A 25,053-nucleotide genomic window follows, 5' to 3' on the forward strand; every position below is an offset into this window, starting at 1 on the left:
ATCCGGAGCGACACCCTCCACAGGTGAGGTCAGACCACAGGTAAGGTCAGGCTAACCTCACATTCGAACACGGGGGTGATGTCCGGCTGGGCGCCACCCGCACGACCTCAGGAGACGGCTTGCCGTACGCCACCGAAACCCGCGAGCCGGCCACCGGCCAGGTGGAGCTGCGCGACCCGGACCAGCTGCGGGAGATCCTCGGCGAGCCGCACCCCATCGTGATCGACAAGGTCCACGACCGGCTCGACCGGCAGGACCGGGACCTCATCGCCCGCTCGCCGTTCTGCCTGCTCGCCACCTCCGACGCGCGGGGCGGCTGCGACGTGTCGCCGCGCGGCGACGGCCCCGGGTTCGCCCACGTCGTCGACGACGGCACGCTCGCCCTGCCGGACCGCCCCGGCAACCGGCGGGGCGACAGCTTCCACAACATCCTCCAGAACCCGCACGCGGGCCTGCTGTTCCTGATACCCGGCGCGACGGACGTCCTGCGGGTCAACGGCCGCGCCCGGATCCTCACCGACGCGCCCTTCTTCGACCTGATGGAGGTCAGGGGGCAGCGCCCGCGGCTCGCCCTGCTGCTGGACATCGACGAGATCTACCTGCACTGCCCGCAGTCGCTGCGCCGCGCGGGCCTCTGGGAGCCGCGAACCCCCACCCGGTCACCGGCGGTCGGGCCCTAGGAAGCGCCCGGCATCACCCGGGACATGCCCACCGACCCGTACGCGGACGTCTCCACGAAGCCGAACTTCTCGTAGAGGAACCTGGCGGGGCCGTCCGCGATCAGGGACACGTACGCGGACGCGGGCGCCCGGCGCTCCAGCTCGTCGGTGAGGGCCGCCATGATCCGCCGGCCGAGGCCCCGGCCCTGGTGGGCGGGGTGCACGCAGATGTCGACGATCTGGAACGCCGTGCCGCCGTCCCCGATGATCCGGCCCATCCCGATCTCCTCGCCGCGGTGCCGCAGCAGGACGCCGAACCAGGTGTTCGGCAGGGCGAGCGCCGCGGCCCGCGGACTCCGGTCGGAGAGCCCCGCGTCCGTCCGCAACCGCCGGAACACCTCGACCGAGGGGACGCCCGGCTCAACGATGTAAGGGTCAGTAATCTGCTTCATGGCTTACATGCTACAGGTCGCGGAGCCGCCGGGAACGGGCGTCTAGGGTGTGCGGCATGGGGACGATCACCGGGATTCCGGCGGGCTGGCCGGCCGACGAGGCGGCGGCACGGGCGGTGCAGGACGCGTTGCGCGACCGCGTCGTCCTCGACGAGACGGGTCCGCCGCCCGGCGCGGGCCCGGTCACCGGGATCGACGTCGCCTACGACGACGCGCGCGACCTCGTCGCCGCCGCCGCGGTGGTCCTGGACCCGGTCACGCTCGACGTCGTCGAGGAGGCGACCGCTGTCGGACGGGTCGCCTTCCCCTACGTCCCGGGCCTGTTGGCGTTCCGGGAACTCCCCGCGGTCCTCGACGCCCTGGCGGCGCTGCGCACCGACCCCGGCCTGGTGGTCTGCGACGGCTACGGCCTCGCGCACCCGCGCCGCTTCGGCCTCGCCAGCCATCTGGGCGTGCTCACCGGGCTCCCCACGATGGGGGTCGCCAAGAACCCGTTCGTCTTCACGGAGGGCGAGTTGCGGCCGGAGCGGGGGAGCGCGGCCCCGCTCCTCGACGGCGCCGAGGAGGTCGGCCGCGCCCTGCGCACCCGCACCGGCGTCAAGCCGGTGTACGTCTCGGTGGGCCACCGCGTGTCCCTGGACACCGCGTGCGCGCACACCCTGTCCCTCACCCCCGCCTACCGCCAGCCGGAGACGACCCGGCGCGCGGACCGCCTGTGCCGGGACGCGCTGGCGGCCCTGTAGCGGCGCGGGTTCAGCGCTCGGCCGCCACCCGGAAGGTGATCCCGGCGCTTCGCAGCCGCCCGGTCAGCGCGTCCCCCATCGCCACCGCCGTGGTGACCTGCCCCGCGGTGTCGGGCAGATCGTCCTGCGCCAGGCACAGCGCCGACTCGGCCAGCATCTTCGCGGTCTCCCCGTAGCCGGGGTCCCCTCCGGACACCTCCGTGAACACCCGCCGTCCGCCGCCCTCGCCCACGAACCGCACCGAGAACCAGCTCTTGGCCCGGCGCTCCGCGTCGGGGCCGTCCCCGGGGACCAGCCGCCCGCCCAGCCAGCGCCGCGCGGGCGCCACCTGCGCCGCCGCGAACAGCGCGCCCGCGGCGGCGACCCCGCCGACCGCGACCGGCAGCGACCGCACCGCCGCGTAGTGCCGGTAGCGGAAGTCCGGGCCGTAGCGCTCCAGGGCGCGCGCGGAGCGCTGCACCACCTGCGGGTCGATCGTCGGCAGCGGCAGCGCCCACGCCCCGACCTCCTTGGCGTAGCGCGGCGCGGACGTCGGCGCGTACGCCGTCCTGCCCACCAGGCGCGGCTGGTGGCGCCGCCGGTCGCGCTGGGCCGCGATCATCTGCCGCCCGCGCGCGAACTGGTTGAGCGCGGACGCGAACGTGCCGCCCGAGAACCGCGCGTTCGACCGCACGAAACCGTCGACCCGCAGCGGCACCCCCTCAGGGAGCTGCCGCACGGTGAAGTAGGCGCCCAGGTCGTGCGGCACCGAGTCGAAACCGCAGGCGTGCACCAGGCGGGCGCCCGTCTCACGCGCGCGGGCGTCGTGCCGCACGTACATCAGGTCGACGAACTCCGGCTCGCCCGTCAGGTCCACGTAGTCCGTGCCCGCGTCGGCGCACGCGGCGACGATCCCCTCCCCGTACTCCAGGTACGGCCCGACGGTGGAGGCCACCACACGCGCGCGGGCGGCCAGTTCGCGCAGGCTCGCCGGATCGGCGACGTCCGCGCGCACCAGCGGCAGCACCGCGCACTCGGGGTCGATCCCGGTGAGCCGCTCGCGCAGCCGCTCCAGCTTGGCGGTGTCCCGGCCCGCGATCGCCCAGCGCAGTCCCTCCGGGGCGTGGGCGGCGAGGTACTCGGCCGTGAGCACGCCCACGAACCCCGTCGCCCCGAAGAGCACCACGTCGTACGCCCTGTCCGTGCCGCCGGGCTTGTCAGACTCGTTCATGACACCCCTCATCGTGCGTCCCGCGCCGTTGTCGGTGGCTGAGGCTAGCGTGAGGAGGAAGCGGGCCCTGCCCGGGGCCCTCCCGATCACCGGAGGCCGCCGTGGCCGAGCGGAGCACACCGTCGCGCAAGACCCTGCGCACCTGGGAGCGGGTGCGGGAGTTCGCCCTCGGACTGCCGGGCGCCACCGAGGAGTTCCCCTGGGGCGAGTCGGCCCTGAAGGTGCACCAGAAGGTGTTCGCCTTCCTGGGCGTCACCGACGGCAGCCACCCGATGGGCATGACGGTCAAGCTCACGGACGAGGAGACGCACGCCCACGCGCTCACCGCCCCCGGCGCCGCGCCCGCCCGGTACGGGCTCGGCCGGTCGGGCTGGGTGCGGATCCCGCTGGAGGAGAAGGGCGTACCGGACACGGGGCTGCTCTGCGACTGGGTCGAGGAGAGCTACCGGGCGATCGCGCCCAAGCGCCGCCTGGCCGAGCTCGACGCGGACCGCGCCGCCGGAGCGCCACCCGAAATTGGCTAAGCGCTTGCTCTTCAGGGGGTTGTGCTGACCCGTCCGCGTTCATAGCATCGTTGGTGTTACATCAGTTGTGTCACAGACGGGCTGGGGGCGTGGCCGGATGGCAGGGACAGGCGCGGGGATGCACGAGGAGCACAGCGGGCCGCTCGCCGGGGTGCGGGTGGTCGAGCTGGCCGGGATCGGTCCCGGACCGTTCGCCGCGATGCTGCTCGCCGACCTCGGCGCCGACGTCGTCCGGGTCGACCGGCCGGGCGGCAGCAGCCTCGGCATCGCCCCCGAGTTCGATGTCACCAACCGCAACAAGCGCTCGGTGCTCGTCGACCTGAAGGCCGAGGGCGGGACCGCGCGCGTGCTCGGACTCGTCGACCGCGCGGACGTGCTGATCGAGGGCTACCGGCCGGGTGTCGCCGAGCGCCTCGGCGTCGGCCCCGCCGACTGCCACGCCCGGAACCCGAAGCTGGTCTACGGACGCATGACCGGCTGGGGCCAGGACGGCCCCCTGGCCCAGCGCGCCGGGCACGACATCGCCTACATCGCCCCGACCGGCACCCTCGGCATGATCGGCAGGCCCGACGAGCCGCCGACCGTCCCGGTGAACCTCGTGGGGGACTACGCGGGCGGCTCCCTCTACCTCGTCGTCGGCATCCTCGCGGCCCTCCACCACGCCCGCGCCACCGGCACCGGCCAGGTCGTCGACGCCGCCATCGTCGACGGCACCGCCCACCTCGCCTCGATGATCCACGGCATGCTCGCTGCGGGCGGCTGGCAGGACCGGCGCGGCGCCAACCTGCTGGACGGCGGCTGCCCCTTCTACGGCACGTACGAGACGGCCGACGGCCAGTACATGGCGGTCGGCGCCCTTGAACAGCAGTTCTACGACGAGTTCAGCGACCTCCTCGGCCTCGCCGACACCGCCCCCGCCCGCTCGGACCTGGCCCGCTGGGGCGAGCTGCGCGAGGCCGTCGCCGCGCGCTTCAAGGAGCGCACGCGGCAGGAGTGGACGGCCGTCTTCGAGGGCTCGGACGCCTGTGTCGCCCCCGTCCTGTCGCTGCGCGAGGCACCCGGGCACCCGCATCTGGCCGCCCGCGGCACCTTCGTCGAGCACGGCGGCATCACCCAGCCCGCCCCCGCCCCCCGCTTCACGCGCACACCCACCGCGGTCCGGCGCCCGCCCGCCCGGCCCGGCGCCGACACCGCGGACGTGGCCCGCGACTGGGACGTACCCGCCCTGACCGGCGACGGACCCACCGACCCCCCGAAGAAAGGCAGTTGATCGCGAGCATGGAACGACGCCTGTTCAGCGCCGAGCACGAGGCGTTCCGCGAGACCGTGCGCACCTTCCTCGCCAAGGAGGTGACCCCGCACTACGAGCAGTGGGAGAAGGACGGCATCGTCGCGCGGGAGGCCTGGCTCGCCGCCGGCCGCCAGGGCCTGCTCGGACTCGCCGTCCCCGAGGAGTACGGGGGCGGCGGCGACCCCGACTTCCGCTACAGCGCGGTGCTGGCCGAGGAGTTCACCCGGGCCGGCGCGGCCGGGCTCGCCGTCGGCCTGCACAACGACATCATCGGCCCGTACCTCACCTCCCTCGGCACCGACGAGCAGAAGCGGCGCTGGCTGCCCGGCTTCTGCGACGGCTCGCTGATCACCGCGATCGCCATGACCGAGCCCGGCGCCGGATCCGACCTCCAGGGCATCCGCACCACCGCCGAGGACAAGGGCGACCACTGGCTGCTCAACGGCTCGAAGACCTTCATCTCGAACGGCATCCTCGCCGACCTCGTGATCGTCGTCGCGAAGACCACCCCCGAGGGCGGCGCGCACGGCCTGTCCCTGCTCGTCGTCGAGCGCGGCGCGGAGGGCTTCGAGCGCGGCCGCAACCTCGACAAGATCGGCCAGAAGGCGCAGGACACGGCCGAGCTGTTCTTCCACGACGTACGGGTGCCCAAGGAGAATCTGCTCGGCGAGCCGAACGGCGCGTTCATCCACCTGATGACGAACCTGGCGCAGGAGCGCATGGGCATCGCCGTCGCCGCCATCGCCGCCGCCGAGCACCTGCTGGAGATCACCACGGCCTACGTCAAGGAGCGCGAGGCCTTCGGGCGCAAGCTCGCCAAGCTCCAGCACATCCGGTTCGAGATCGCCGAGATGGCCACCGAGTGCGCCGTCACCCGGGCCTTCCTCGACCGCTGCATCGAGGACCACGCCGCGGGCACCCTCGACGCCGTGCACGCCTCCATGGCCAAGTGGTGGGCCACCGAACTCCAGAAGCGCGTCGCCGACCGCTGCCTCCAGCTCCACGGCGGCTACGGCTACATGACCGAGTACCGCGTCGCGAAGGCCTTCACCGACGGACGCGTCCAGACCATCTACGGCGGCACGACCGAGATCATGAAGGAGATCATCGGCCGCTCGCTGCTGTCCTGAACACCCCCTGTTGAAAGGCACTTCCGTGACCACAGACGCGTACGTCTACGACGCGATCCGCACCCCTCGTGGCCGGGGCAAGGCCAACGGCTCCCTGCACGGGACCAAGCCGATCGACCTGGTGGTCGGCCTGATCCACGAGATCCAGGCGCGCTTCCCCGGCCTCGACCCCGCCGCCATCGACGACATCGTCCTCGGCGTCGTCGGCCCCGTCGGCGACCAGGGTTCCGACATCGCGCGCGTCGCCGCCATCGCCGCCGGCCTGCCCGACACCGTCGCCGGCGTCCAGGAGAACCGCTTCTGCGCCTCGGGCCTCGAAGCCGTCAACCTGGCCGCGATGAAGGTCCGCTCCGGCTGGGAGGACCTGGTCCTCGCCGGCGGCGTCGAGTCGATGTCACGGGTGCCGATGGCCTCCGACGGCGGCGCCTGGTTCGCCGACCCGATGACCAACTTCGAGACCGGCTTCGTGCCGCAGGGCATCGGCGCCGACCTCATCGCCACCATCGAGGGCTTCTCCCGCCGGGACGTCGACGAGTACGCGGCGCTCTCCCAGGAGCGGGCCGCCGCCGCCGTGAAGGACGGCCGCTTCGAGCGTTCGGTGGTACCGGTGAAGGACCGCAGCGGGCTCACCGTCCTGGACCACGACGAGTTCCTGCGCCCCGGCACCACCGCCGACTCGCTGGCCGGGCTGAAGCCGTCCTTCAAGGACATCGGCGACCTCGGCGGCTTCGACGCCGTCGCCCTCCAGAAGTACCACTGGGTCGAGAAGATCGACCACGTGCACCACGCGGGCAACTCCTCCGGCATCGTCGACGGGGCGTCCCTGGTCGCCATCGGCTCGCGCGAGGTGGGGGAGCGGTACGACCTGACGCCCCGCGCCCGCGTCGTCTCCGTGGCCGTCTCCGGCTCCGAGCCGACCATCATGCTCACCGGCCCGGCGCCCGCCACCCGCAAGGCGCTCGCCAAGGCCGGGCTGACCATCGACGACATCGACCTCGTCGAGATCAACGAGGCCTTCGCCGCGGTGGTGCTGCGCTTCGTCAAGGACATGGGCCTGTCGCTGGACAAGGTGAACGTCAACGGCGGCGCGATCGCCCTCGGGCACCCGCTGGGCGCCACCGGCGCGATGATCCTCGGCACGCTGGTCGACGAACTGGAACGCCGCGACCTGCGGTACGGGCTGGCCACCCTGTGCGTCGGCGGTGGCATGGGCATCGCGACCGTCGTGGAGCGGGTGTAGCACCGCGGGGCCACCGTCCCGTCCCCGGCCGCGCCCGGCGGACGACCGAGCCACCGGCCCGCACGGGCCCGGCGCCGGTGCCGACCCACCGCCCCACCTCGCCTCCCGCCCCCACCCGCCGCACCTGACTTCACCTTCACGGAGACACGCATATGACCGCCAGCACCACCATCCGCTGGGAACAGGACGACACCGGCATCGTCACCCTCGTCCTCGACGACCCGCACCAGTCCGCGAACACCATGAACCAGGCGTTCAAGGACTCCATCGCGGCGATCGCCGACCGCGCCGAGGCCGAGCGGGACGCCATCCGCGGCATCATCTACACCTCCGCCAAGAAGACCTTCTTCGCGGGCGGTGACCTCAAGGACATGATGAAGGCCGGCCCCGAGGACGCTCAGGCCGTCTTCGAGACCGGCCTCGGCATCAAGAACTCCCTGCGCCGCATCGAGACCCTCGGCAAGCCGGTCGTCGCGGCGATCAACGGCGCGGCCCTGGGCGGCGGCTACGAGATCGCCCTGGCCAGCCACCACCGTGTCGCCCTGGACGCGCCGGGCTCGAAGATCGGCCTGCCCGAGGTCACCCTGGGCCTGCTCCCGGCCGGCGGCGGCGTCACCCGCACCGTCCGCCTCATGGGCATCGCCGACGCCCTCCTCAAGGTCCTCCTCCAGGGCACCCAGTACCCGCCGCGGCGCGCGCTCGACAACGGCCTGATCCACGAAGTGGCCGCCACCCGCGAGGAGATGCTGGAGAAGGCCCGCGCCTTCATCGACGCCCACCCCGAGTCGCACCAGCCCTGGGACGAGCCCGGCTACCGCATCCCCGGCGGCACCCCCGCCCACCCGAAGTTCGCCGCGAACCTGCCCGCGTTCCCGGCCAACCTCAAGAAGCAGCTCAACGGCGCCCCCTACCCGGCCCCCCGCAACATCCTCGCGGCCGCCGTCGAGGGCTCCCAGGTGGACTTCGAGACCGCCCTGACCATCGAGGCCCGCTACTTCACCGAGCTGGTCACCGGCCAGACCGCGAAGAACATGATCCAGGCGTTCTTCTTCGACCTCCAGGCGGTCAACTCGGGGGCCAACCGCCCGCAGGGCATCGAGCCCCGCGCGGTCCGCAGGGTCGCCGTCCTCGGCGCGGGCATGATGGGCGCGGGCATCGCCTACTCGTGCGCCCGCGCGGGCATCGAGGTCGTCCTCAAGGACGTGTCGGCCGAGTCCGCCGCGAAGGGCAAGGCGTACTCCGAGAAGCTCTGCGCGAAGGCCGTCTCCCGCGGCCGCACCACCCGGGAGAAGGCGGACGCGCTGCTCGCGCGGATCACCCCCACCGCCGACCCGCAGGACGTCGCCGGCTGCGACACCGTCATCGAGGCCGTCTTCGAGGACCCGTCGCTCAAGCACAAGGTGTTCCAGGAGATCCAGGACGTCGTCGCCCCCGACGCGCTGCTGTGCTCCAACACCTCGACGCTGCCCATCACCGCCCTCGCCGAAGGCGTCCGGCGGCAGACCGATTTCATCGGCCTGCACTTCTTCTCGCCGGTCGACAAGATGCCGCTGGTCGAGATCATCAGGGGCGAGCGCACCGGGGACGAGGCGCTGGCCCGCGCCTTCGACCTCGTCCGGCAGATCAACAAGACGCCGATCGTCGTGAACGACTCGCGCGGGTTCTTCACCTCCCGCGTCATCGGCCACTTCATCAACGAGGGCGTCGCGATGGTCGGCGAGGGCGTCGAGCCCGCGTCGGTCGAACAGGCGGCGGGCCAGGCCGGCTACCCGGCGAAGGTGCTCTCCCTGATGGACGAGCTGACCCTCACCCTGCCCCGCAAGATCCGTAAGGAGACCCGGGCGGCCGTCGAGGAGGCGGGCGGCACCTGGACCGAGCACCCCGCGGAGGCCGTCATCGACCGCATGGTCGACGAGTTCGGCCGCACCGGCCGCAGCGGCGGCGCGGGCTTCTACGAGTACGGGGAGGACGGCAGGCGCGGCGCCCTGTGGCCCGGGCTGCGCGAGCACTTCACCCGGCCGGGCACGGAGATCCCCTTCCGGGACATGCAGGAGCGCATGCTCTTCGCCGAGGCGCTGGACACGGTCCGGCTGCTGGAGGAGGGCGTCCTGACGTCCGTCGCCGACGCCAACATCGGCTCCATCTTCGGGATCGGCTTCCCCGGCTGGACCGGCGGCGTCCTCCAGTACATCAACGGCTACGAGGGCGGCCCCGCCGGATTCGTCGCCCGCGCGCGCGAGCTGGCCGACCGCTACGGCGACCGCTTCCTGCCGCCCGCGCTGCTCGTGGCGAAGGCGGAGAAGGGCGAGACGTTCAGCGACCGCTGAGCCGCACCCCCGCCGGCCGTGCCGGTCCGCCCCGCGACCGGGGCGGACCGGCACGGCCGCCGCTCACCCGGCGGCGCTGCGGAACGCCGCGCGCAGCTCCTCGCGCAGCGACCGCTGGAACGCGGTCACCAGCGCCTGCACCACCAGCGGCTGCATGTGGGCCGACAGCGACCGCATCGCCGCCACGTGCCCGGGGTCCCCGGGCGCCGCCTCACGCTCCCGGTACGGCCCCCACACCTCCTCCTGGAACAGCCGGGACAGCGCCTGCGCCGTCTGCCGGGTGTGCTCCAGCAGGATCGTGCGCGCGGCGAGCAGCGTCTCCAGCGCGATCGGCACGTCCAGCAGCTGCACGCCCAGCCGCAACTGCCCGACGTCCACCCGGAACCCGTCCGCCTCCTCCAGGTACGTGAGCACGCCCATGGCCGACAGGCGGTCCACGTCCGTGCCGGACAGCGCCCGCCCGCAGCGCCGCTCCAGCTCCTCCCGCGCCATGTCCTCCGCCGCGTCCGGCGCCCAGCTCGCCACCACCGCGCGGTGCATGGCCAGGTCGTCGGCGCTCAGGTCCGCCGGCAGCTGCTCCATGTAGCGCTCGATCGCGGACAGGGTCATGCCCTGGTGCTGGAGCTCCTCGATGAGACCGAGGCGGGACAGGTGCGCCTGTCCGTAGTGGCCGACCCGGCGCGGCCCGATCACCGGCGGCGGGAGCAGTCCGCGCGTGCTGTAGAAGCGGATCGTGCGGACCGTGACGGCGGCCCGCGCCGCCAGCTCGTCGACGGTCAGCGTGGGCTCCGGACCGGCCGGTCCCGCCCCGCTGTTCTCGATGTCGGTCGCCATGTCCGCCTCGCGCCTAACCCTCGGTACCGATCGGGTTCAACAGTATTGCTGACACACCGATGTTGTGAAAGTCGCCGACCACGCTCCTTACGCCTGGACGACCGGTCGCGCAAGGGTCCTTCTCGGTATGTGAGAAGGACCGCTATGTGATCTCCACCACCGCATTCACGGTGATCTTTGGGGGAAGGTGCACAGTCGGTCCGCGCGCCGTCAGGTGCGTCGCGGGCCGGAGCAGATCCGGACCCAGGGGACCCCCACGTCCCCGCGCACCACAGAGTGGACACCCCCACGTGAGCAAGGACGCCGTGAACACGGCCGTGGACGCATCCCCCGCGGATGCGCCCCGGACGCCCGCCGACGCGGGCGACGCCGGTTACAGCAAGGCCCTCAAGAGCCGCCACGTCAACATGATCGCCATCGGCGGCGCGATCGGCACCGGACTCTTCCTCGGCGCCGGCGGCCGCCTGCACGACGCGGGCCCCGCGCTCGTCTTCGCCTACCTGGTCTGCGGAGTCTTCGCGTACCTGGTCGTGCGCGCCCTCGGCGAGATGGTCGTCTACCGGCCCTCCTCGGGATCCTTCGTGTCGTACGCGCGCGAGTTCCTCGGCGAGAAGGGCGCCTACATCGCCGGGTGGATGTACTTCCTCAACTGGTCGATGACGGGCATCGCGGACATCACCGCGATCGCGCTCTACACCCAGTACTGGAGCGCGTTCACCAGCGTTCCGCAGTGGGTGCTCGCGCTGATCGCCCTCGCGGTCGTGCTCTCCGTCAACCTCGTGTCGGTGAAGTACTTCGGCGAGATGGAGTTCTGGTTCTCGATCGTCAAGGTGGCGACGCTCGTCGCCTTCCTGCTCGTGGGCATCTTCCTGATCGCCACCCAGCACCCCGTCGACGGCCAGACACCGGGCCTGCACATGATCACCGACCACGGCGGCTGGATGCCCAGCGGCACCATGTCGGTGATCCTCGTGATGCAGGGCGTCGTCTTCGCCTACGCGGCCCTGGAGCTGGTCGGCGTCGCGGCGGGCGAGACCGCCGAGCCGCACAAAATCGTGCCGCGCGCGGTGAACTCGATCATGTGGCGCGTCGGCCTGTTCTACTGCGGCTCGGTGCTGGTGCTGGCCCTGCTGCTGCCGTCGTCGACGTACAAGGCGGGCGAGAGCCCGTTCGTCACCCTGTTCAGCAAGCTCGGCGTCGGCGGCATCGGCGACATCGTCAACCTGGTCGTGCTGACCGCCGCGATGTCGTCGCTCAACTCCGGCCTCTACTCCACGGGACGCATCCTGCGCTCCATGGCGATGTCGGGCTCCGCCCCGAGCTTCACCGCCCGGATGAACCGCAGCCAGGTGCCCTACGGCGGCATCCTGCTGACGGCCGGCGTCGGCGTCCTGGGCGTCGGCCTGAACTACCTGCTGCCCGCCGACGCCTTCGAGATCGTCATCGAGATCTCCTCCATCGGCATCATCGGCACCTGGGTCATGATCATGGTCGCCCACCTGGCGTTCGTCCGCCGGGCCAAGCAGGGGATCGTCGAGCGCCCCGCGTTCCGGCTGCCCGGCTCCCCGGTGACCGAGATCGTCACGATCGTCTTCCTGCTGCTCGTCCTCGGCCTCATGTGGAACGACGCCGAGACCGGCCGCAAGACCCTGAGCCTGATCCCGATCGTGGCCGTGCTCCTCGTCGTCGGCTGGTTCCGCGCCCGCCGGAACATCGCCCGCAAGGCGGCCGCCGAGCCGCTGACCGGCACGACGAAGAACGACTAGCCCCACCCCCCCACGGTGGCGTCACCTCGGAGCGCACAGGCCCGAGGCGGCGCCACCGCGCCGTGCGTGCGGGACGGACCGCCGGGCCGGCCCGCCGGGTGCGTTGGCCGGGTGTGACGGCCGGGTAGGACACAGACATGGCCTCGGTTTCCTGGGACGTTCACCTCAAGGCGGGACAACTGGCGTTCTTCGTGAGCCTGGTGGCGACGGCGGTGGTCACCTCCGTACGGCGGCGACCGCGCCCCGCGACGCCGCAGCCCACCGCGCCGCTCCCGCCCCCGTTCGCCACCTACCGGCCGCCCGTCGTGCCGTCGCACGCCCCGCGCGCCGACCCCGCCCACGGCGCGGCCGTCGCCGACCTGTGCACCTGCGTCGCGGAACTCGCCTCCGACCTGGCGAAGCGCTACGGGGGCGAGCCCTAGATCCGGCCCGCCCGGAGCCGGCCGGCACGTCGCATACTGGGACATGAGCACCGCGGGACCCACCGGCCCCGCGCGTGCCGTCCGTATCCGGCACCGGCACAGGAAGCGGCATGGAACAGCACGACCCCGACCCGCCGCCGCCCCCGCAGGGCGGGATCCTCTGGGACACCGCGGGCGACATCCGCTCCCTGCTGGCGCTGCCCGCCGCGTTCGTCCTCCAGGTCGCGCACCCCGCGGTCGGCGCCGGCGTCGACGCGTACTCGGTGTTCCGCACCGACCCGTGGGGCCGCGGCACCCGCTCGCTGGCCTCGGTGCTGCTCTGGGTGTACGGGGGAGAGGCCGCCGCCGAAGAAGGACGCCGGCTGCGCCGGGTGCACCGCGACATCCGCGGCACCGACGCGCACGGCCGCCGCTACCACGCGCTCGACCCGGCCCCCTACGCCTGGGTGCACGCCACCGGCTTCCCGGTCTCCCGGCGGGCCCGGCGCTATTTCGCGCGCCCGTTCACACCCGAGGAGGACGAGCGGTTCTACGCGGAGTGGCTGCGGGTCGGCCGGATCCTCGGCATCCACGACCGGGACATGCCGCCGACCGTCGCGGAGTTCTGGCCGTACTACGCGAGGACGCTCGCCCGGGAGATCGGGCCGAACGCCGTGGTCGCCGAGCTGACCGACCCCCGCCGCACCCTCCCGCCGCCGCCGGGATCCCGGGCGCTGCGGCTGCTGTGGCCCCTGCTCGGCCCCGTCCTCGCGCGCTCCCTGGGCTTCCTGTCGGTCGGACTGCTGCCGCCCGAGGCGCGCGCGGCGATCGGACTGCCGTGGAGCGCGCGGCAGGAGCGCCGGCTGCGCCGGGTCGCCGTACTGGTCCGCTGGACCGTCCCGCGCCTGCCCGAACGCCTGCGGTACCTGCCGGCGGCCCGCCGCGCCAGAGCGGCGGCCCGGCGGCCGTGACGGGACCCCGCGACCCCGCGCGCCCCGGGCACGGGCCCGGCCCGTACCCGGGGCGCGCGGCGGATCAGCGCGCGTCGTGGATCGTGTTCGTCGCCGCGATCGGCTTCCAGGAGCGCGGCTGCTGCGGCGCCCCGGACGCCCGCAGCGCCGCCGGGGCGGCCGGCCGCTCCGGCTGGAACAGCCACGTGTCGAACAGCTGGGCCAGCGGCTTGCCGGACACCTTCTCGGCGTACGAGACGAAGTCGGAGACGGTGGCGTTGCCGTAGGCGTGCGCCGCCGGCCAGCCCTTCAGGATCTTGAAGAACTTCTTGTCGCCCACCGCGTCCCGCAGCGCCTGGATGGCCATGGCACCCCGGTCGTAGACCGCCGCGTCGAACTGGTTCTCGGCGCCGGGGTCACCCGGCTTCACCGTCCAGAACGCGTCGTCCGCCGGGTGCTGCGCGTACGCGTAGTCGGAGAGCTCCCGGGCCGTGCCCTCGCCCTCCTTCTCCGACCACAGCCACTGGCTGTAGCGGGCGAAGCCCTCGTTGATCCAGATGTCCTTCCAGCCGCGCACGGAGACGCTGTCGCCGTACCACTGGTGCGCCAGCTCGTGCACGACGACGGACACGTTCGCGCCGTTCGCGAACTGCTTGGGGGAGTAGAACGGCCGCGTCTGCGTCTCCAGCGCGAACGACGACGGCACGTTCGGGACGTAGCCGCCCAGCGCCTCGAAGGGGTACTTCCCGTACACCGACTCCAGCCACTCGGCGACCTCGGTGGTGCGCTCCACGCTCGCCTTGGCGGCGCCCTCGTTGGCGCCGAGGTCCTTGCTGTAGGCGTTGACGACGGGCAGCCCGTCGGCGGTGGTGTCGGTGGTGATGTCGAACTTCCCGATGGCCAGCGTCGTCAGATAGGTGGCCTGCGGGTGGCTGGAACGCCAGTTGAAGCGGGTCCAGCCGAGCTTCGAACTCTGCGACTGGAGCGTGCCGTTGGAGATCGCCTGGGTGCCGTCGGGGACGGCCACCGACACGTCGTAGGTGGCCTTGTCGAGCGGGTGGTCGTTCGAGGGGAACCACCAGGCCGCCGACTCCGGCTCGTTGGCGAAGACGGCACCGTCCGGCGTGCGCTGCGGGGAGGTGAACCCCCACAGCTTCACGTCGGACGGCTTGCCCGCGTACTTCACCACGACCGTGAAGGGGGTGCCCTTCGGGAGCCCGGCCGCGGGCGTCACCTCCAGTTCCTGCACACCCGACCTGGCGAACGCCGCCTTCTTCCCGTTCACCCGGACCTCGCTCGCGGTGAGCCCGAAGTCGAGGTCGAAGCGCGACAGGTCCTGGGTGGACGCGGCGACGATGGTCGCCGTGCCCTCCAACAGGTCCGTCTTCGGCTGGTACTTCAGACGCAGGTCGTAGTGGGAGACGTCGTAGCCGCCGTTCCCGTACGTCGGGTAGTAGGGATCGCCGATGCCCGAGGCCCCGGGCGTGAAACCGGCCGCCGATGCCGGGATCGCCAGCAGCAGGGCGGCCGTGAGCGCGCCGGGAGCGATGAGTCTGCGGTACACGGAAAACTCCAAGTCGTAGGAACAGACCGGGGACCGACCCCACACGACCGGAGGGAACCGGCCCCGTGTGATCGTGTTCGCGACCCTATTCAGCACCCGGCGCCCCGGTCATGTCCATGGCCCCTCCTGTCACACGATCGCCATTCGGCCGACATGTGTCTTTACGCCCCACGCGCCTGTCGCGACGCGTGACTGCCCTCTGTCGCACGGGAGTCGACCCGTGTACCTTCCGGCCATGCCGATACCCACCGGACGCATCCACCGCCTCTGGACCCTCCTCGTGGGCGCGGCCGCCGCGGCGCTGCTCGCCGTGCTGGTCGCCCCGGCCGGCGCCGCGGCCCGCCCGGCCCCGCCGACCGAGTCCCGGCCCGTCTACTCGTACGAGAACGCCGTCCGCGAGTCCGTCTGGGTCGACACCCGGCTCGACGGCGACGGCGACGGCAGGACCGACCGGGTCGCCGTCGACGTCGTCCGCCCCCGCGAACCGGCCGCACAGGGCCGGAAAGTACCCGTGATCATGGATGCCAGCCCGTACTACTCCTGCTGCGGACGCGGCAACGAGAGCCAGCTGAAGACGTACGACGCGCAGGGCGACATCGTCGGGATGCCGCTCTACTACGACAACTACTTCGTGCCCCGCGGCTACGCGTTCGTCGGGGTCGACCTCGCCGGCACCAATCGCTCCGACGGCTGCGTCGACGTCGGCGGACGCTCCGACGTGCAGTCCGCCAAGGCCGTCGTCGACTGGCTCAACGGCCGCGCCAAGGGCTACACCTCCCGCACCGGAACCGCCCGCGCGACGGCGGACTGGACCAACGGTCGCACCGGCATGATCGGCAAGAGCTACGACGCCACCATCGCCAACGCCGTCGCCGCGTCCGGCGTCGAGGGCCTGGAGACCATCGTCCCCATCGGCGGCATCTCCTCCTGGTACGACTACTACTTCCAGCAGGGCGCCCCGCTCTACGACTCCGGCCCCGACTGGCTGTCCGACTACGTGGAGAGCCCCGACGCCCGCGCCCGCTGCGCCGCCGTCCAGCAGCGGCTCGTCGACGGGGCCCCGCGCAGCGGCGACCTGACCCCGCTGTGGCAGCAGCGCGACTACGTCCGGGACGCCGCCAAGGTGCGCGCCAGCGTCTTCGTCGTGCACGGCATGCAGGACCTCAACGTCCGCGCCAAGCACTTCGGCCAGTGGTGGGACGCGCTCGCCGAGCACGGCGTCGAGCGCAAGATCTGGCTGTCGCAGACCGGGCACGTCGACCCGTTCGACTACCGCCGCGCCGAGTGGGTCGACACCCTCCACCGCTGGTTCGACCACGAACTCCTCGGCCTGCGCAACGGCATCGACCGCGCCCCCATGGCCGACATCGAACGCACCCCCGACCACTGGACCACCGACCCGGTGTGGCCGCCCCGCCCGACCCGGGCCACCGCCCTGCGCCCCGGCGGCGGCGCCGCGCCCGGCGTCGGCACCCTAGGCCTGCGGGCCGGCTCCGGCACCGAGCGGTTCACCGACGACCCGTCCCTCGGCGAGAGCGACTGGGCCGCCCGGGCCGACACCCCGACACCCGGCAAGGCCGGCTTCATCAGCCGCCCGCTCGCCAAGGACCTGCGGATCTCCGGCTCCTCGACGGTGACCGTCACCGCGACCCCGACGACGTCCACCGCCCACCTGTCCGCCGTCCTGGTCGACCTCGGACCCGCCACCATCCGGGACTACGGCGCGGCCGGCGAGGGCATCACGACGCTCTCCGACCGCAGCTGCTGGGGCCCGAGCACCACCGGCGACAGCTCCTGCTACAAGAACACCAGGACCGACACGGCGGACGTCGGCGCGACCGTCTTCAGCCGGGGCTGGGCCGACCTCGGCACCTACGCCGACCCCGGCCGCGGCCGCCCGCTCACCCCGGGCCGCGCCCACTCCCTCACGATCTCGCTGGCCGCCGCCGACCACGTCGTCCCCGCCGGGCACCGGCTCGCCCTCATCGTCGCGGGCACCGACAAGGACCTCATCGACCCGCCGTCCACCCGGCCGACCCTCACCCTCGACCTGTCCCGCACCGCGGCCCGCGTCCCCGTCGTCGGCGGCGCCCGCGCCTTCGCCGCCGCCACCGCCGGGTCCCGGGCCACCGCGCCGAGCACCCCGTCCACCGACCCCGTACGCCCCCTGCGCCCGCACCACCCCGTCCCCGGCGGCGAGTGACCGATGGCCGGACCCGGACGCACCCTCGCCGCGGCCGTCGCCGCGGCGGCCCTGGCCGCACCCCTGGTGGCGGTGCTCCCGGCGCGGGCCGCCGCCCCGCTCCCCGGCACCGGCTTCGAGCGGACGCACGGCGCCCGCTGGACCACCGGGCCGCAGGAGCGGGCGCTGCTCGCCGCGGTCGACCGGGCCTCCGACCGCGTCGCCGTCTCCCGGATCGGCACCACCGCCCAGGGGCGCCCGCTCCGGCTGGTCCGCGTCGGCGCGCCCCGCGCCGCCCTCACGGTGCTGCTCGTGTGCGGCCAGCACGGCGACGAACCCGCCGGGCGCGAGGCCTGTCTCACCACCGTCCGCGACCTCGCCCGGGCCACCGACCCGGCGACCGGCGCGTTCCTGGCCCGCACGACCCTGCTCGTCGTGCCCACCGCCAACCCCGACGGACGCGCCGCCGACACCCGCGGCAACTCCGACGGCGTCGACGTCAACCGCGACCACCTCGCCCTCAGGACGGCCGAGGCCCGCGCCCTGGCCGCCGTCATCCGCGACCGGCACCCCGACATCGTCTACGACCTGCACGAATACACGGCCGTACCCGGCTCCTACGACAAGGACCTCTTCGACCTCTGGCCGCGCAACCTCAACACCGCGCCCGCCGTGCACGCCGAGGCCGAGACCCTGTCCCGGCGGTACGTCCGCCCGGCCGCCCGGTCCGCCGGGTACTCCACGGGCACGTACGGCATCCGGACCGACCCGGTGACCGGCGACCCGGTGAAGCAGGTCGCGGGCGACGGCCAGGAGCGCATCCTGCGCAACACGGCGGGCCTCAAGCACGCCCTCGGCCTGCTCGTGGAGAGCCGCGCCGACCCCGGCACCCCGGCGGAGGAGGCCGACGCGGCACTGACCGCCCGGCGCCGCCGCGCCGCACAACTCACCGCTCTCCACGGCCTGTTCGCCTTCGCCCGGGAACACGCGGCCCAGATCGTCGCCGCGACGGCGGCCGCGCGCGCCGAGGGCCTGCGGGCCACCGGACCGGTCTATGCCGGCGGCGCCGACAACGACCCGGCGCGCCCCGCCGAGATCATCCGGGACCCGCCCTGCGGATACCGGCTCACCGCCGCGCAATTCGCCGAGTACGGCGACGAACTGGCACTCCACGGCATCCGCGTACGACCGTCCGGCGACGGCGCCCGCGTCCCGCTGCGGCAGTCCGAGCGGGCGCTCGCGGTGCTCCTCCTCGACGCCCGGGCGCCCTACCGGCTGACGGAGGCGGAGCCCGTCACCCACTGCTGACCGAGAGCGGGTACACGCGCTGCCGAGAAGGCCGGGTGCCGAGCGCGCCCGCGCGGCCGCCTCGGCCGGGGCGCGGAGTCATCGCCGCCCCGGCCCGCACCGCACGCGTGGCCGCCCCCGCCGGCAGCCGGGGTGGCCCCGCGTACGGTCCCCGCCCGCCCGATCTCCCTCGGTCGCGAAGCCGCCGCCCTCCACCGGCTCAGCCGCTCTCCTCGACCAGCCGCGCCGCCTCCTCCGCGCAGCCCCAGGCGACCGTCACCCCGGCCCCGCCGTGCCCGTAGTTGTGCACCAGCACGCCCCCCGCCGCGCCGGCCTCGCGCTCGACGCGGACCGCCGGGCGCGCCGGGCGCAGGCCCACCCGGTGCTCGACCACCCGGGCGCCCGCGATCTCCGGGCGCAGCGTCGCGCAGCGCCGCACGATCCCCTCCGCGACCGCGGGGTCCGGCTCCAGGGACCAGTCGTCCTCCTGCGCGGTGCCGCCCAGCAGCAGCCGCCCGCCCGGCTGCGGGAAGAAGTACGTCGTGGCGTCCGAGCCGCCCTCGGCGGACGTGAACCACGTGCGGACGCCGGGGTTCTCCACGACCACCAGCTGGCCGCGCACCGGCCGCACCGACGCGTCCGGCGCCAGCTCCCGCGCTCCGAGCCCGGAACAGTTCACGACCACCCCGGCCACCCCGGCGGCCTCGTCGAGGGAGCGCACCTCGCGCCGCTCCACCTCCACTCCCGCCGCCGCCAATTCGTCGTGCAGCCAGGCCAGATGAACCCGCATGTCGATCAGCGGAAGCCGCGCCGCGAGTCCCTCGGCGGTGTCCCGCAGCCCCGTCACCTCCCCGGCCCACGCGCCGAGGCCGTCGAGCCGGACCCCGTCGTGCACGCCGTCGACCAGCCGCACGCCCGTCGTGTCCGGGCGCCCCGCCCACCGCTCGTACCGCCGCAGCGACCGCAGCGACCACGGGCCGACCCGGTCCTCGGGGGCGATCCGGTACGGCCACCACAGCGCGCCCGCGACGGCCGAGGTGGTCCGCTCGGGGGGCTCCCGCGACCACACCCGCACCCGGCGTCCGGCCCGCGCCAGCACCAGAGCCGTCGACATCCCTATGATCCCGCCGCCCACCACGACCACGTCACCGCTCAGCTCACTGTCCACGCCGGGACGGTAGCCGAACACGCCCCCGCGCGGGTGTCATGCTGTGATCAAATCTGTCGCCCGCGGGACCTCCCGCCCGGACCCGCCCGCCCCGGCCCATTAGGATCGACGCCCTGATGACTGCCACCCTCGTAGCCAAGAACCTCGCCGCGGGCCACGGCGACCGCTCCCTGTTCGCCGGTCTCGATCTCGTCGTCGCGCCCGGCGACGTGATCGGCCTCGTCGGCGCCAACGGAGCCGGGAAGTCCACGCTGCTGCGGCTGCTCGCCGGGCTCGACACCCCGGAGGAGGGCGACCTCGTGCTCTCCCCGCCGACCGCGACCGTCGGCCACCTGCCGCAGGAGCCGGAGCGCCGCCCCGGCGAGACGATCCGGCAGTTCCTCGCCCGCCGCACCGGCGTCGCCGAGGCCCAGCGCGTCATGGACGAGGCCACCCAGGGCCTGGTCGACGGCGCCCCCGGCGCCGACGACGCCTACGCGGTGAGCCTGGAGCGCTGGCTCGCCCTGGGCGGCGCCGACCTCGACGAGCGCGCCGAGGAGGTCGCGGACCAGCTCGGCCTGCGGGTCGGCCTCGACCAGACGATGACCTCGCTCTCCGGCGGCCAGGCCGCCCGCGCGGGCCTCGCCTCCCTCCTGCTGTCCCGCTACGACGTCTTCCTCCTGGACGAGCCGACCAACGACCTCGACCTGGACGGCCTGGAGCACCTGGAGGGCTTCGTCCGCGGCCTGCGGGCCGGCACGGTCGTCGTCAGCCACGACCGCGAGTTCCTCACCCGGACCGTCACCAAGGTCCTCGAACTCGACCTCGCCCAGCAGCAGATCAACCTCTACGGCGGCGGCTACGACGCCTACCTGGAGGAGCGCGACGTCGCCCGCCGCCACGCGCGCGAGGAGTACGACGAGTACGCCGACAAGCGGGCGGCGCTCGAAGGCCGCGCCCAGATGCAGCGCTCCTGGATGGACAAGGGCGTCAAGAACGCCCGGCGCAAGGCGACCGACAACGACAAGCTCGGCCGCAAGTTCCGCAGCGAGTCCAGCGAGAAGCAGGCCGCCAAGGCCCGCCAGACGCAGCGCATGATCGAGCGCCTCGACGTCGTCGACGAACCCCGCAAGGAGTGGGAGCTGCGCATGGAGATCGCGGCGGCCCCGCGCTCCGGCTCGGTGGTGGCCTCGCTCCGGGACGCCGAACTGCGCCGCGGCGACTTCGCGTTCGGCCCGGTCACGCTCCAGCTCGACTGGGCGGACCGCGTCGCGATCACCGGCGCCAACGGCTCGGGCAAGTCCACCCTGCTCGCCGCGCTCCTCGGCCGGCTCCCGCTCGACGCGGGCCACGCGACGCTCGGCTCCGGCGTCGTGGTCGGCGAGGTCGACCAGGCCCGCGCGCTGTTCCACGGCCCGGAGGCGCTGCTCGACGCGTTCGGCGCGGCGGTCCCCGACACCGAACCCGCCGAAGTGCGCACCCTGCTCGCCAAGTTCGGCCTCAAGGCCGAGCACGTGCTGCGCCCCGCCGCGACCCTCTCCCCGGGGGAGCGCACCCGGGCGGCACTCGCCCTGCTCCAGGGCAGGGGGGTCAACCTCCTGGTCCTGGACGAGCCGACGAACCACCTGGACCTGCCGGCGATCGAGCAGCTCGAATCGGCCCTGGAGTCCTACCGGGGCACGCTCCTCCTGGTCACCCACGACCGCCGCATGCTCGACGCGATCACCACGACCCGGCACCTGGCCGTCGACGCGGGCCGGGTGAGCGAGCTGTAGACGCGGACGGGGAACCGCGGACCCGGCCAGGCGCCGGCCCGCGGTTCCCCGTCCGGGGCCTGCCGAGCGGCGCTACGCCAGCCCGGCCTTCTTCAACGCGTCGGCCATCGCGGAATTCGCCGGGGCGGGCGCGGACCGCCCCTTGCCCCCGCCGCCCGAGGCGCTCCCGCCGCCCGCGTTCCCCCGGCCGCCCGGGTTCCCGCCGCCGGAGGACCCCCGGCCGCCGCCCTGCCGATTCGCCTGCCGCGGCGGCTTGCGGTCACCGCCCCGCCCGCCGCGCTCCGGGCCCGCGGCCTTCTCGTCGTCGAGCCGCAGCGTCAGCGAGATCCGCTTGCGCGGCACGTCGACGTCCTGCACCTTCACCTTCACGATGTCGCCGGGCTTCACGACGTCGCGCGGGTCCTTCACGAACGTCCGCGACAGGGCCGACACGTGCGCGAGGCCGTCCTGGTGCACGCCGATGTCGATGAACGCCCCGAACGCGGCGACGTTCGTCACGACGCCCTCCAGGATCATCCCCGGCTCCAGGTCGGAGATCTTCTCCACGCCCTCCTTGAAGGTGGCCGTCCTGAAGGCCGGCCGCGGGTCGCGCCCCGGCTTCTCCAGCTCCTTCAGGATGTCCGTCACGGTCGGCAGCCCGAACGTGTCGTCCACGAAGTCCGCCGCCCGGAGCGAGCGCAGCGTCCCGGTGTCGCCCATCAGCGAACCGACCGCACCCCCGGTCGACTTCGCCATCCGCCGCACCACGGGGTACGCCTCCGGGTGCACGGAGGAGGCGTCCAGCGGGTCGTCGCCGCCCCGGATGCGCAGGAAGCCCGCGCACTGCTCGTACGCCTTCGGGCCGAGCCGGGCGACGTCCTTGAGCCCCTTGCGGTTGCCGAACGGGCCGTGCGCGTCGCGGTGCGCCACGATGTTCTCCGCGAGCCCCGCGCCGATGCCGGACACGCGCGCGAGGAGCGGTGCGGACGCGGTGTTCACGTCCACCCCCACGCCGTTGACACAGTCCTCGACCACCGCGTCCAGCGAGCGCGACAGCTTCACCTCGCTCAGGTCGTGCTGGTACTGGCCGACACCGATCGACTTCGGGTCGATCTTCACCAGCTCGGCCAGCGGGTCCTGGAGACGGCGGGCGATCGACACGGCGCCGCGCAGCGACACGTCCATGTCGGGCAGCTCCTGGGAGGCGAACGCGGACGCCGAGTACACCGAGGCGCCCGCCTCGCTCACCATCACCTTGGTCAGCTTCAGCTCCGGGTGCCTGGTGATCAGTTCACCGGCGAGCTTGTCCGTCTCGCGCGACGCCGTGCCGTTGCCGATCGCGACGAGGTCGACCGCGTGCTCCGCGGCGAGCTTCGCGAGCTTGGCGATGGCCTCGTCCCACCGGTTCGCCGGGACGTGCGGGTGGATGACGTCGGTCGCCACGACCTTGCCCGTCGCGTCGATCACCGCGACCTTCACGCCCGTACGGAAACCGGGGTCGAGGCCCAGCGTCGCGCGGGTGCCCGCGGGGGCGGCGAGCAGCAGGTCCCGCAGGTTCGCCGCGAAGACCCTGACCGCCTCGTCCTCGGCGGCCGTGCGCAGCCGCATCCGCAGGTCGATGCCGAGGTGGACGAGGATACGGGTGCGCCAGGCCCAACGGACCGTGTCCTGGAGCCACTTGTCGCCCGGGCGCCCCTGGTTCCGGATCCCGAACCGGTCGGCCACGAGCGGCTCGTACGAGGAGGCGGGCGCCGCGGTGCCGGAATCGTCGCCGGACGGCTCCTCGGGCTCAAGCACGAGTTCGAGCACGTCCTCCTTCTCGCCGCGCAGCATCGCCAGGACGCGGTGCGAGGGCAGCTCCGTGAACGGCTCGGCGAAGTCGAAGTAGTCGGCGAACTTGGCGCCCGCCTCCTCCTTGCCGGACTTCACCTTCGCCGCGAGCCGGCCGCGCACCCACATGCGCTCGCGCAGCTCGCCGATCAGGTCGGCGTCCTCGGAGAACCGCTCGGCGAGGATCGCGCGGGCGCCGTCGAGCGCGGCCTGCGGGTCGGCGACGCCCTTGTCCGCGTCCACGAACGCCGCGGCGGCGGCCGTCGGCTCCACCGACGGGTCGCCGAGCAGGCCCTCCGCCAGCGGCTCCAGGCCCGCCTCGCGCGCGATCTGCGCCTTCGTGCGCCGCTTCGGCTTGAAGGGCAGATAGATGTCCTCCAGGCGCGCCTTGGTGTCGGCGGCGAGGATCCGCGCTTCCAGCTCCCCGGTCAGCTTGCCCTGCTCGCGCACCGAGTCGAGGACGGCCGTGCGCCGCTCCTCCAGCTCCCGCAGATACCGCAGCCGCTCCTCCAGGGTGCGCAGCTGGGCATCGTCCAGCGACTCCGTCGCCTCCTTGCGGTACCGAGCGATGAAGGGCACCGTCGATCCGCCGTCGAGAAGGTCGACGGCAGCCTTGACCTGCCGCTCCCGTACGCCGATTTCCTCGGCGATCCTGCCTTCGATGGACCCAAGAGTGGGTGTCGCCACGATCCCGTACCGCCTAAGTCGAATGAGGTTGCGCGGCAATTGTGGCAGGTGGCACCGACAACGGGGGATCAGGGCGCCGGCCGGCCGGTCTCGCGCGGCCGGTCGGCGCGCCCCGCGCGGCCCGGCTCAGCCGGCCTTGCCGATGAGGTCGGGCGGGAAGGCGCCGTTGCCGAGCGCGGTGCCGACGAAGCCGGTCGCCAGCTCGGTCAGGCGGGCCACGCCAACCTCGCCGAGGTGCTCGTAGGGGGCCCGGTCCAGCTCGTCGGTGAGCGCCTCGACGCCGGACCGCAGCCGGGCGCCCTCCTCGGTGAGCGTCAGGTCCTCGTCCGCGGTGAGCAGGCCCCGCGCGCGCAGCCGCCCGGCCGCCGCGTCGTACTCCGCGCGGGACCAGCCGCGCGTGGCGAGCAGGAACTTGGGGGCCATGCCCTTGCCGGTGGCGACATGGCTGACCAGCGCCTCGACCGGGTCGAGACCGGCGCCGAGCAGGGCCGCGAGATGGCCGTCGCCGCGGTGCTCGCGCAGCAGCGTGGCGGCGTGCCAGTACGCCATGTGCGGCTCGTCGGGGACCGGCAGATCGGCGTGGGCGGCGTACAGCGGCCGGGCGTGGCGCGTGCCGGCCTCGGCGGCGCGCAGGGCGAGCGCGGCGGCCTCGGCCATCTCCGGCGAGGCGAGCGTCTCCTCGCCGATCAGCCGGCGCAGCGTCGTGTCGACGGCACGCGCGCGTGCGGCGAGCACCTGCGCGGGCGAGGCGGTCCGCCAGACGGCGGGCACGTGCCGGGCGACCAGATCGTGCTTGAAGTTGTAGAAGGCGGCCGTCACGGTCCCGGCACCGACGGCGCCCATGGCCGCCGACCGCGCCGCGAAGTAGGCGCCGTCGCGGTCCGCGACCCCGACGGCGGCCAGTTCCCGGGCCAGATCGGGCGAGAAGTAGTGCGTGGAGTGCAGCGGATTGAGCACGTTGTGGCAGCGGCGGGCTGCGCGCAGGCGCGGGTCAGGAGTCATGCCCGTACGTTACCGACCGGTCGGTACGCGTGGCGAGCGGGGGAGCGGACGCGTACGGGCGCACCGGGACCCT

Annotated in this window: 20 protein-coding genes; 13 read left to right on the forward strand and 7 right to left on the reverse strand. The window is 73.6% G+C overall.

Annotated features, from left to right (window positions below; all coding sequences use genetic code 11):
- Positions 1-119 precede the first annotated feature (119 nt).
- A complete protein-coding gene (locus ACIP5K_RS14435; protein WP_401409212.1) occupies positions 120-680 on the forward strand; it encodes an MSMEG_1061 family FMN-dependent PPOX-type flavoprotein in 561 nt (186 codons plus the stop codon).
- On the opposite strand, the gene ACIP5K_RS14440 is transcribed toward ACIP5K_RS14435, so the two are convergent.
- A complete protein-coding gene (locus ACIP5K_RS14440) occupies positions 677-1,111 on the reverse strand; it encodes a GNAT family N-acetyltransferase (RefSeq protein WP_401409215.1) in 435 nt (144 codons plus the stop codon). The two genes, ACIP5K_RS14435 and ACIP5K_RS14440, sit on opposite strands and share 4 nt — an antisense overlap.
- A gap of 56 nt (positions 1,112-1,167) precedes the next feature.
- Between ACIP5K_RS14440 and ACIP5K_RS14445 the strand changes: the two genes are divergently transcribed.
- Complete coding sequence (locus tag ACIP5K_RS14445; RefSeq protein WP_401409218.1) at positions 1,168-1,854, forward strand: endonuclease V; 687 nt, start codon at positions 1,168-1,170, stop codon at positions 1,852-1,854.
- A 10-nt stretch (positions 1,855-1,864) separates the two neighbouring features.
- Here ACIP5K_RS14445 and ACIP5K_RS14450 read toward each other — a convergent pair whose 3' ends face one another.
- Entirely contained in the window at positions 1,865-3,064 is a 1,200-nt protein-coding gene (locus tag ACIP5K_RS14450) for a saccharopine dehydrogenase family protein (protein ID WP_401409221.1), read from the reverse strand.
- A gap of 101 nt (positions 3,065-3,165) precedes the next feature.
- On the opposite strand from ACIP5K_RS14450, the gene ACIP5K_RS14455 reads away from it, so the two are divergent.
- The 5 genes from ACIP5K_RS14455 to ACIP5K_RS14475 all read left to right on the forward strand — a co-directional run bounded on the left by ACIP5K_RS14455 (position 3,166) and on the right by ACIP5K_RS14475 (position 9,576).
- Positions 3,166-3,588: an MmcQ/YjbR family DNA-binding protein gene (locus ACIP5K_RS14455; RefSeq protein WP_401409224.1), complete on the forward strand. Its 423-nt coding sequence runs from the start codon at positions 3,166-3,168 to the stop codon at positions 3,586-3,588.
- 118 nt (positions 3,589-3,706) lie between these two features.
- On the forward strand, positions 3,707-4,858 hold the full coding sequence (locus ACIP5K_RS14460; RefSeq protein WP_401409227.1) for a CaiB/BaiF CoA transferase family protein: 1,152 nt from the start codon (positions 3,707-3,709) through the stop codon (positions 4,856-4,858).
- An 8-nt stretch (positions 4,859-4,866) separates the two neighbouring features.
- Positions 4,867-6,009 (forward strand): acyl-CoA dehydrogenase family protein, encoded by a 1,143-nt coding sequence (locus ACIP5K_RS14465; RefSeq protein WP_401409229.1) that lies wholly within the window; start codon positions 4,867-4,869, stop codon positions 6,007-6,009.
- Positions 6,010-6,034: 25 nt separating this feature from the next.
- Complete coding sequence (locus ACIP5K_RS14470; protein WP_401409232.1) at positions 6,035-7,249, forward strand: acetyl-CoA C-acetyltransferase; 1,215 nt, start codon at positions 6,035-6,037, stop codon at positions 7,247-7,249.
- 152 nt (positions 7,250-7,401) lie between these two features.
- Positions 7,402-9,576 carry a 3-hydroxyacyl-CoA dehydrogenase NAD-binding domain-containing protein gene (locus tag ACIP5K_RS14475; RefSeq protein ID WP_401409235.1) on the forward strand — a complete coding sequence of 725 codons (2,175 nt, stop codon included), beginning with the start codon at positions 7,402-7,404 and terminating at the stop codon, positions 9,574-9,576.
- Between the two features lie 63 nt (positions 9,577-9,639).
- Here the strand turns inward: ACIP5K_RS14475 and ACIP5K_RS14480 are convergent, their stop codons facing one another.
- Positions 9,640-10,410, reverse strand: coding sequence for a MerR family transcriptional regulator (locus ACIP5K_RS14480; protein WP_401409238.1), 771 nt, complete (start codon positions 10,408-10,410; stop codon positions 9,640-9,642).
- 290 nt (positions 10,411-10,700) lie between these two features.
- Between ACIP5K_RS14480 and ACIP5K_RS14485 the strand changes: the two genes are divergently transcribed.
- The 3 genes from ACIP5K_RS14485 (at position 10,701) to ACIP5K_RS14495 (ending at position 13,548) form a co-directional block, all read left to right on the forward strand.
- Positions 10,701-12,176 carry an amino acid permease gene (locus ACIP5K_RS14485; RefSeq protein WP_401409241.1) on the forward strand — a complete coding sequence of 492 codons (1,476 nt, stop codon included), beginning with the start codon at positions 10,701-10,703 and terminating at the stop codon, positions 12,174-12,176.
- A 137-nt stretch (positions 12,177-12,313) separates the two neighbouring features.
- Complete coding sequence (locus ACIP5K_RS14490) at positions 12,314-12,598, forward strand: hypothetical protein (RefSeq protein ID WP_401409244.1); 285 nt, start codon at positions 12,314-12,316, stop codon at positions 12,596-12,598.
- A gap of 110 nt (positions 12,599-12,708) precedes the next feature.
- Complete coding sequence (locus ACIP5K_RS14495) at positions 12,709-13,548, forward strand: oxygenase MpaB family protein (RefSeq protein ID WP_401409246.1); 840 nt, start codon at positions 12,709-12,711, stop codon at positions 13,546-13,548.
- Positions 13,549-13,612: 64 nt separating this feature from the next.
- Here ACIP5K_RS14495 and ACIP5K_RS14500 read toward each other — a convergent pair whose 3' ends face one another.
- Complete coding sequence (locus ACIP5K_RS14500; RefSeq protein ID WP_401409249.1) at positions 13,613-15,091, reverse strand: M1 family metallopeptidase; 1,479 nt, start codon at positions 15,089-15,091, stop codon at positions 13,613-13,615.
- Between the two features lie 235 nt (positions 15,092-15,326).
- Here ACIP5K_RS14500 and ACIP5K_RS14505 point away from each other — a divergent pair, with 235 nt between their 5' ends.
- Together ACIP5K_RS14505 and ACIP5K_RS14510 are read left to right on the forward strand one after the other, a co-directional pair.
- A complete protein-coding gene (locus ACIP5K_RS14505) occupies positions 15,327-17,294 on the forward strand; it encodes a Xaa-Pro dipeptidyl-peptidase (protein ID WP_401409252.1) in 1,968 nt (655 codons plus the stop codon).
- A 3-nt stretch (positions 17,295-17,297) separates the two neighbouring features.
- Positions 17,298-18,581, forward strand: coding sequence for a M14 family metallocarboxypeptidase (locus tag ACIP5K_RS14510; RefSeq protein ID WP_401409255.1), 1,284 nt, complete (start codon positions 17,298-17,300; stop codon positions 18,579-18,581).
- Between the two features lie 199 nt (positions 18,582-18,780).
- On the opposite strand, the gene ACIP5K_RS14515 is transcribed toward ACIP5K_RS14510, so the two are convergent.
- Positions 18,781-19,728: an FAD-dependent oxidoreductase gene (locus ACIP5K_RS14515; RefSeq protein WP_401409258.1), complete on the reverse strand. Its 948-nt coding sequence runs from the start codon at positions 19,726-19,728 to the stop codon at positions 18,781-18,783.
- A 116-nt stretch (positions 19,729-19,844) separates the two neighbouring features.
- On the opposite strand from ACIP5K_RS14515, the gene ACIP5K_RS14520 reads away from it, so the two are divergent.
- Positions 19,845-21,482, forward strand: coding sequence for an ABC-F family ATP-binding cassette domain-containing protein (locus tag ACIP5K_RS14520; protein WP_401409261.1), 1,638 nt, complete (start codon positions 19,845-19,847; stop codon positions 21,480-21,482).
- A gap of 72 nt (positions 21,483-21,554) precedes the next feature.
- Here the strand turns inward: ACIP5K_RS14520 and ACIP5K_RS14525 are convergent, their stop codons facing one another.
- A complete protein-coding gene (locus ACIP5K_RS14525; RefSeq protein ID WP_401409264.1) occupies positions 21,555-23,978 on the reverse strand; it encodes a Tex family protein in 2,424 nt (807 codons plus the stop codon).
- Between the two features lie 126 nt (positions 23,979-24,104).
- Positions 24,105-24,980 (reverse strand): hypothetical protein, encoded by an 876-nt coding sequence (locus ACIP5K_RS14530; protein WP_401409267.1) that lies wholly within the window; start codon positions 24,978-24,980, stop codon positions 24,105-24,107.
- Positions 24,981-25,053: the final 73 nt, after the last annotated feature.

Origin of the sequence: Streptomyces sp. NPDC088785, assembly GCF_044750685.1 — a bacterium.
Taxonomy (GTDB): Bacteria; Actinomycetota; Actinomycetes; order Streptomycetales; family Streptomycetaceae; genus Streptomyces.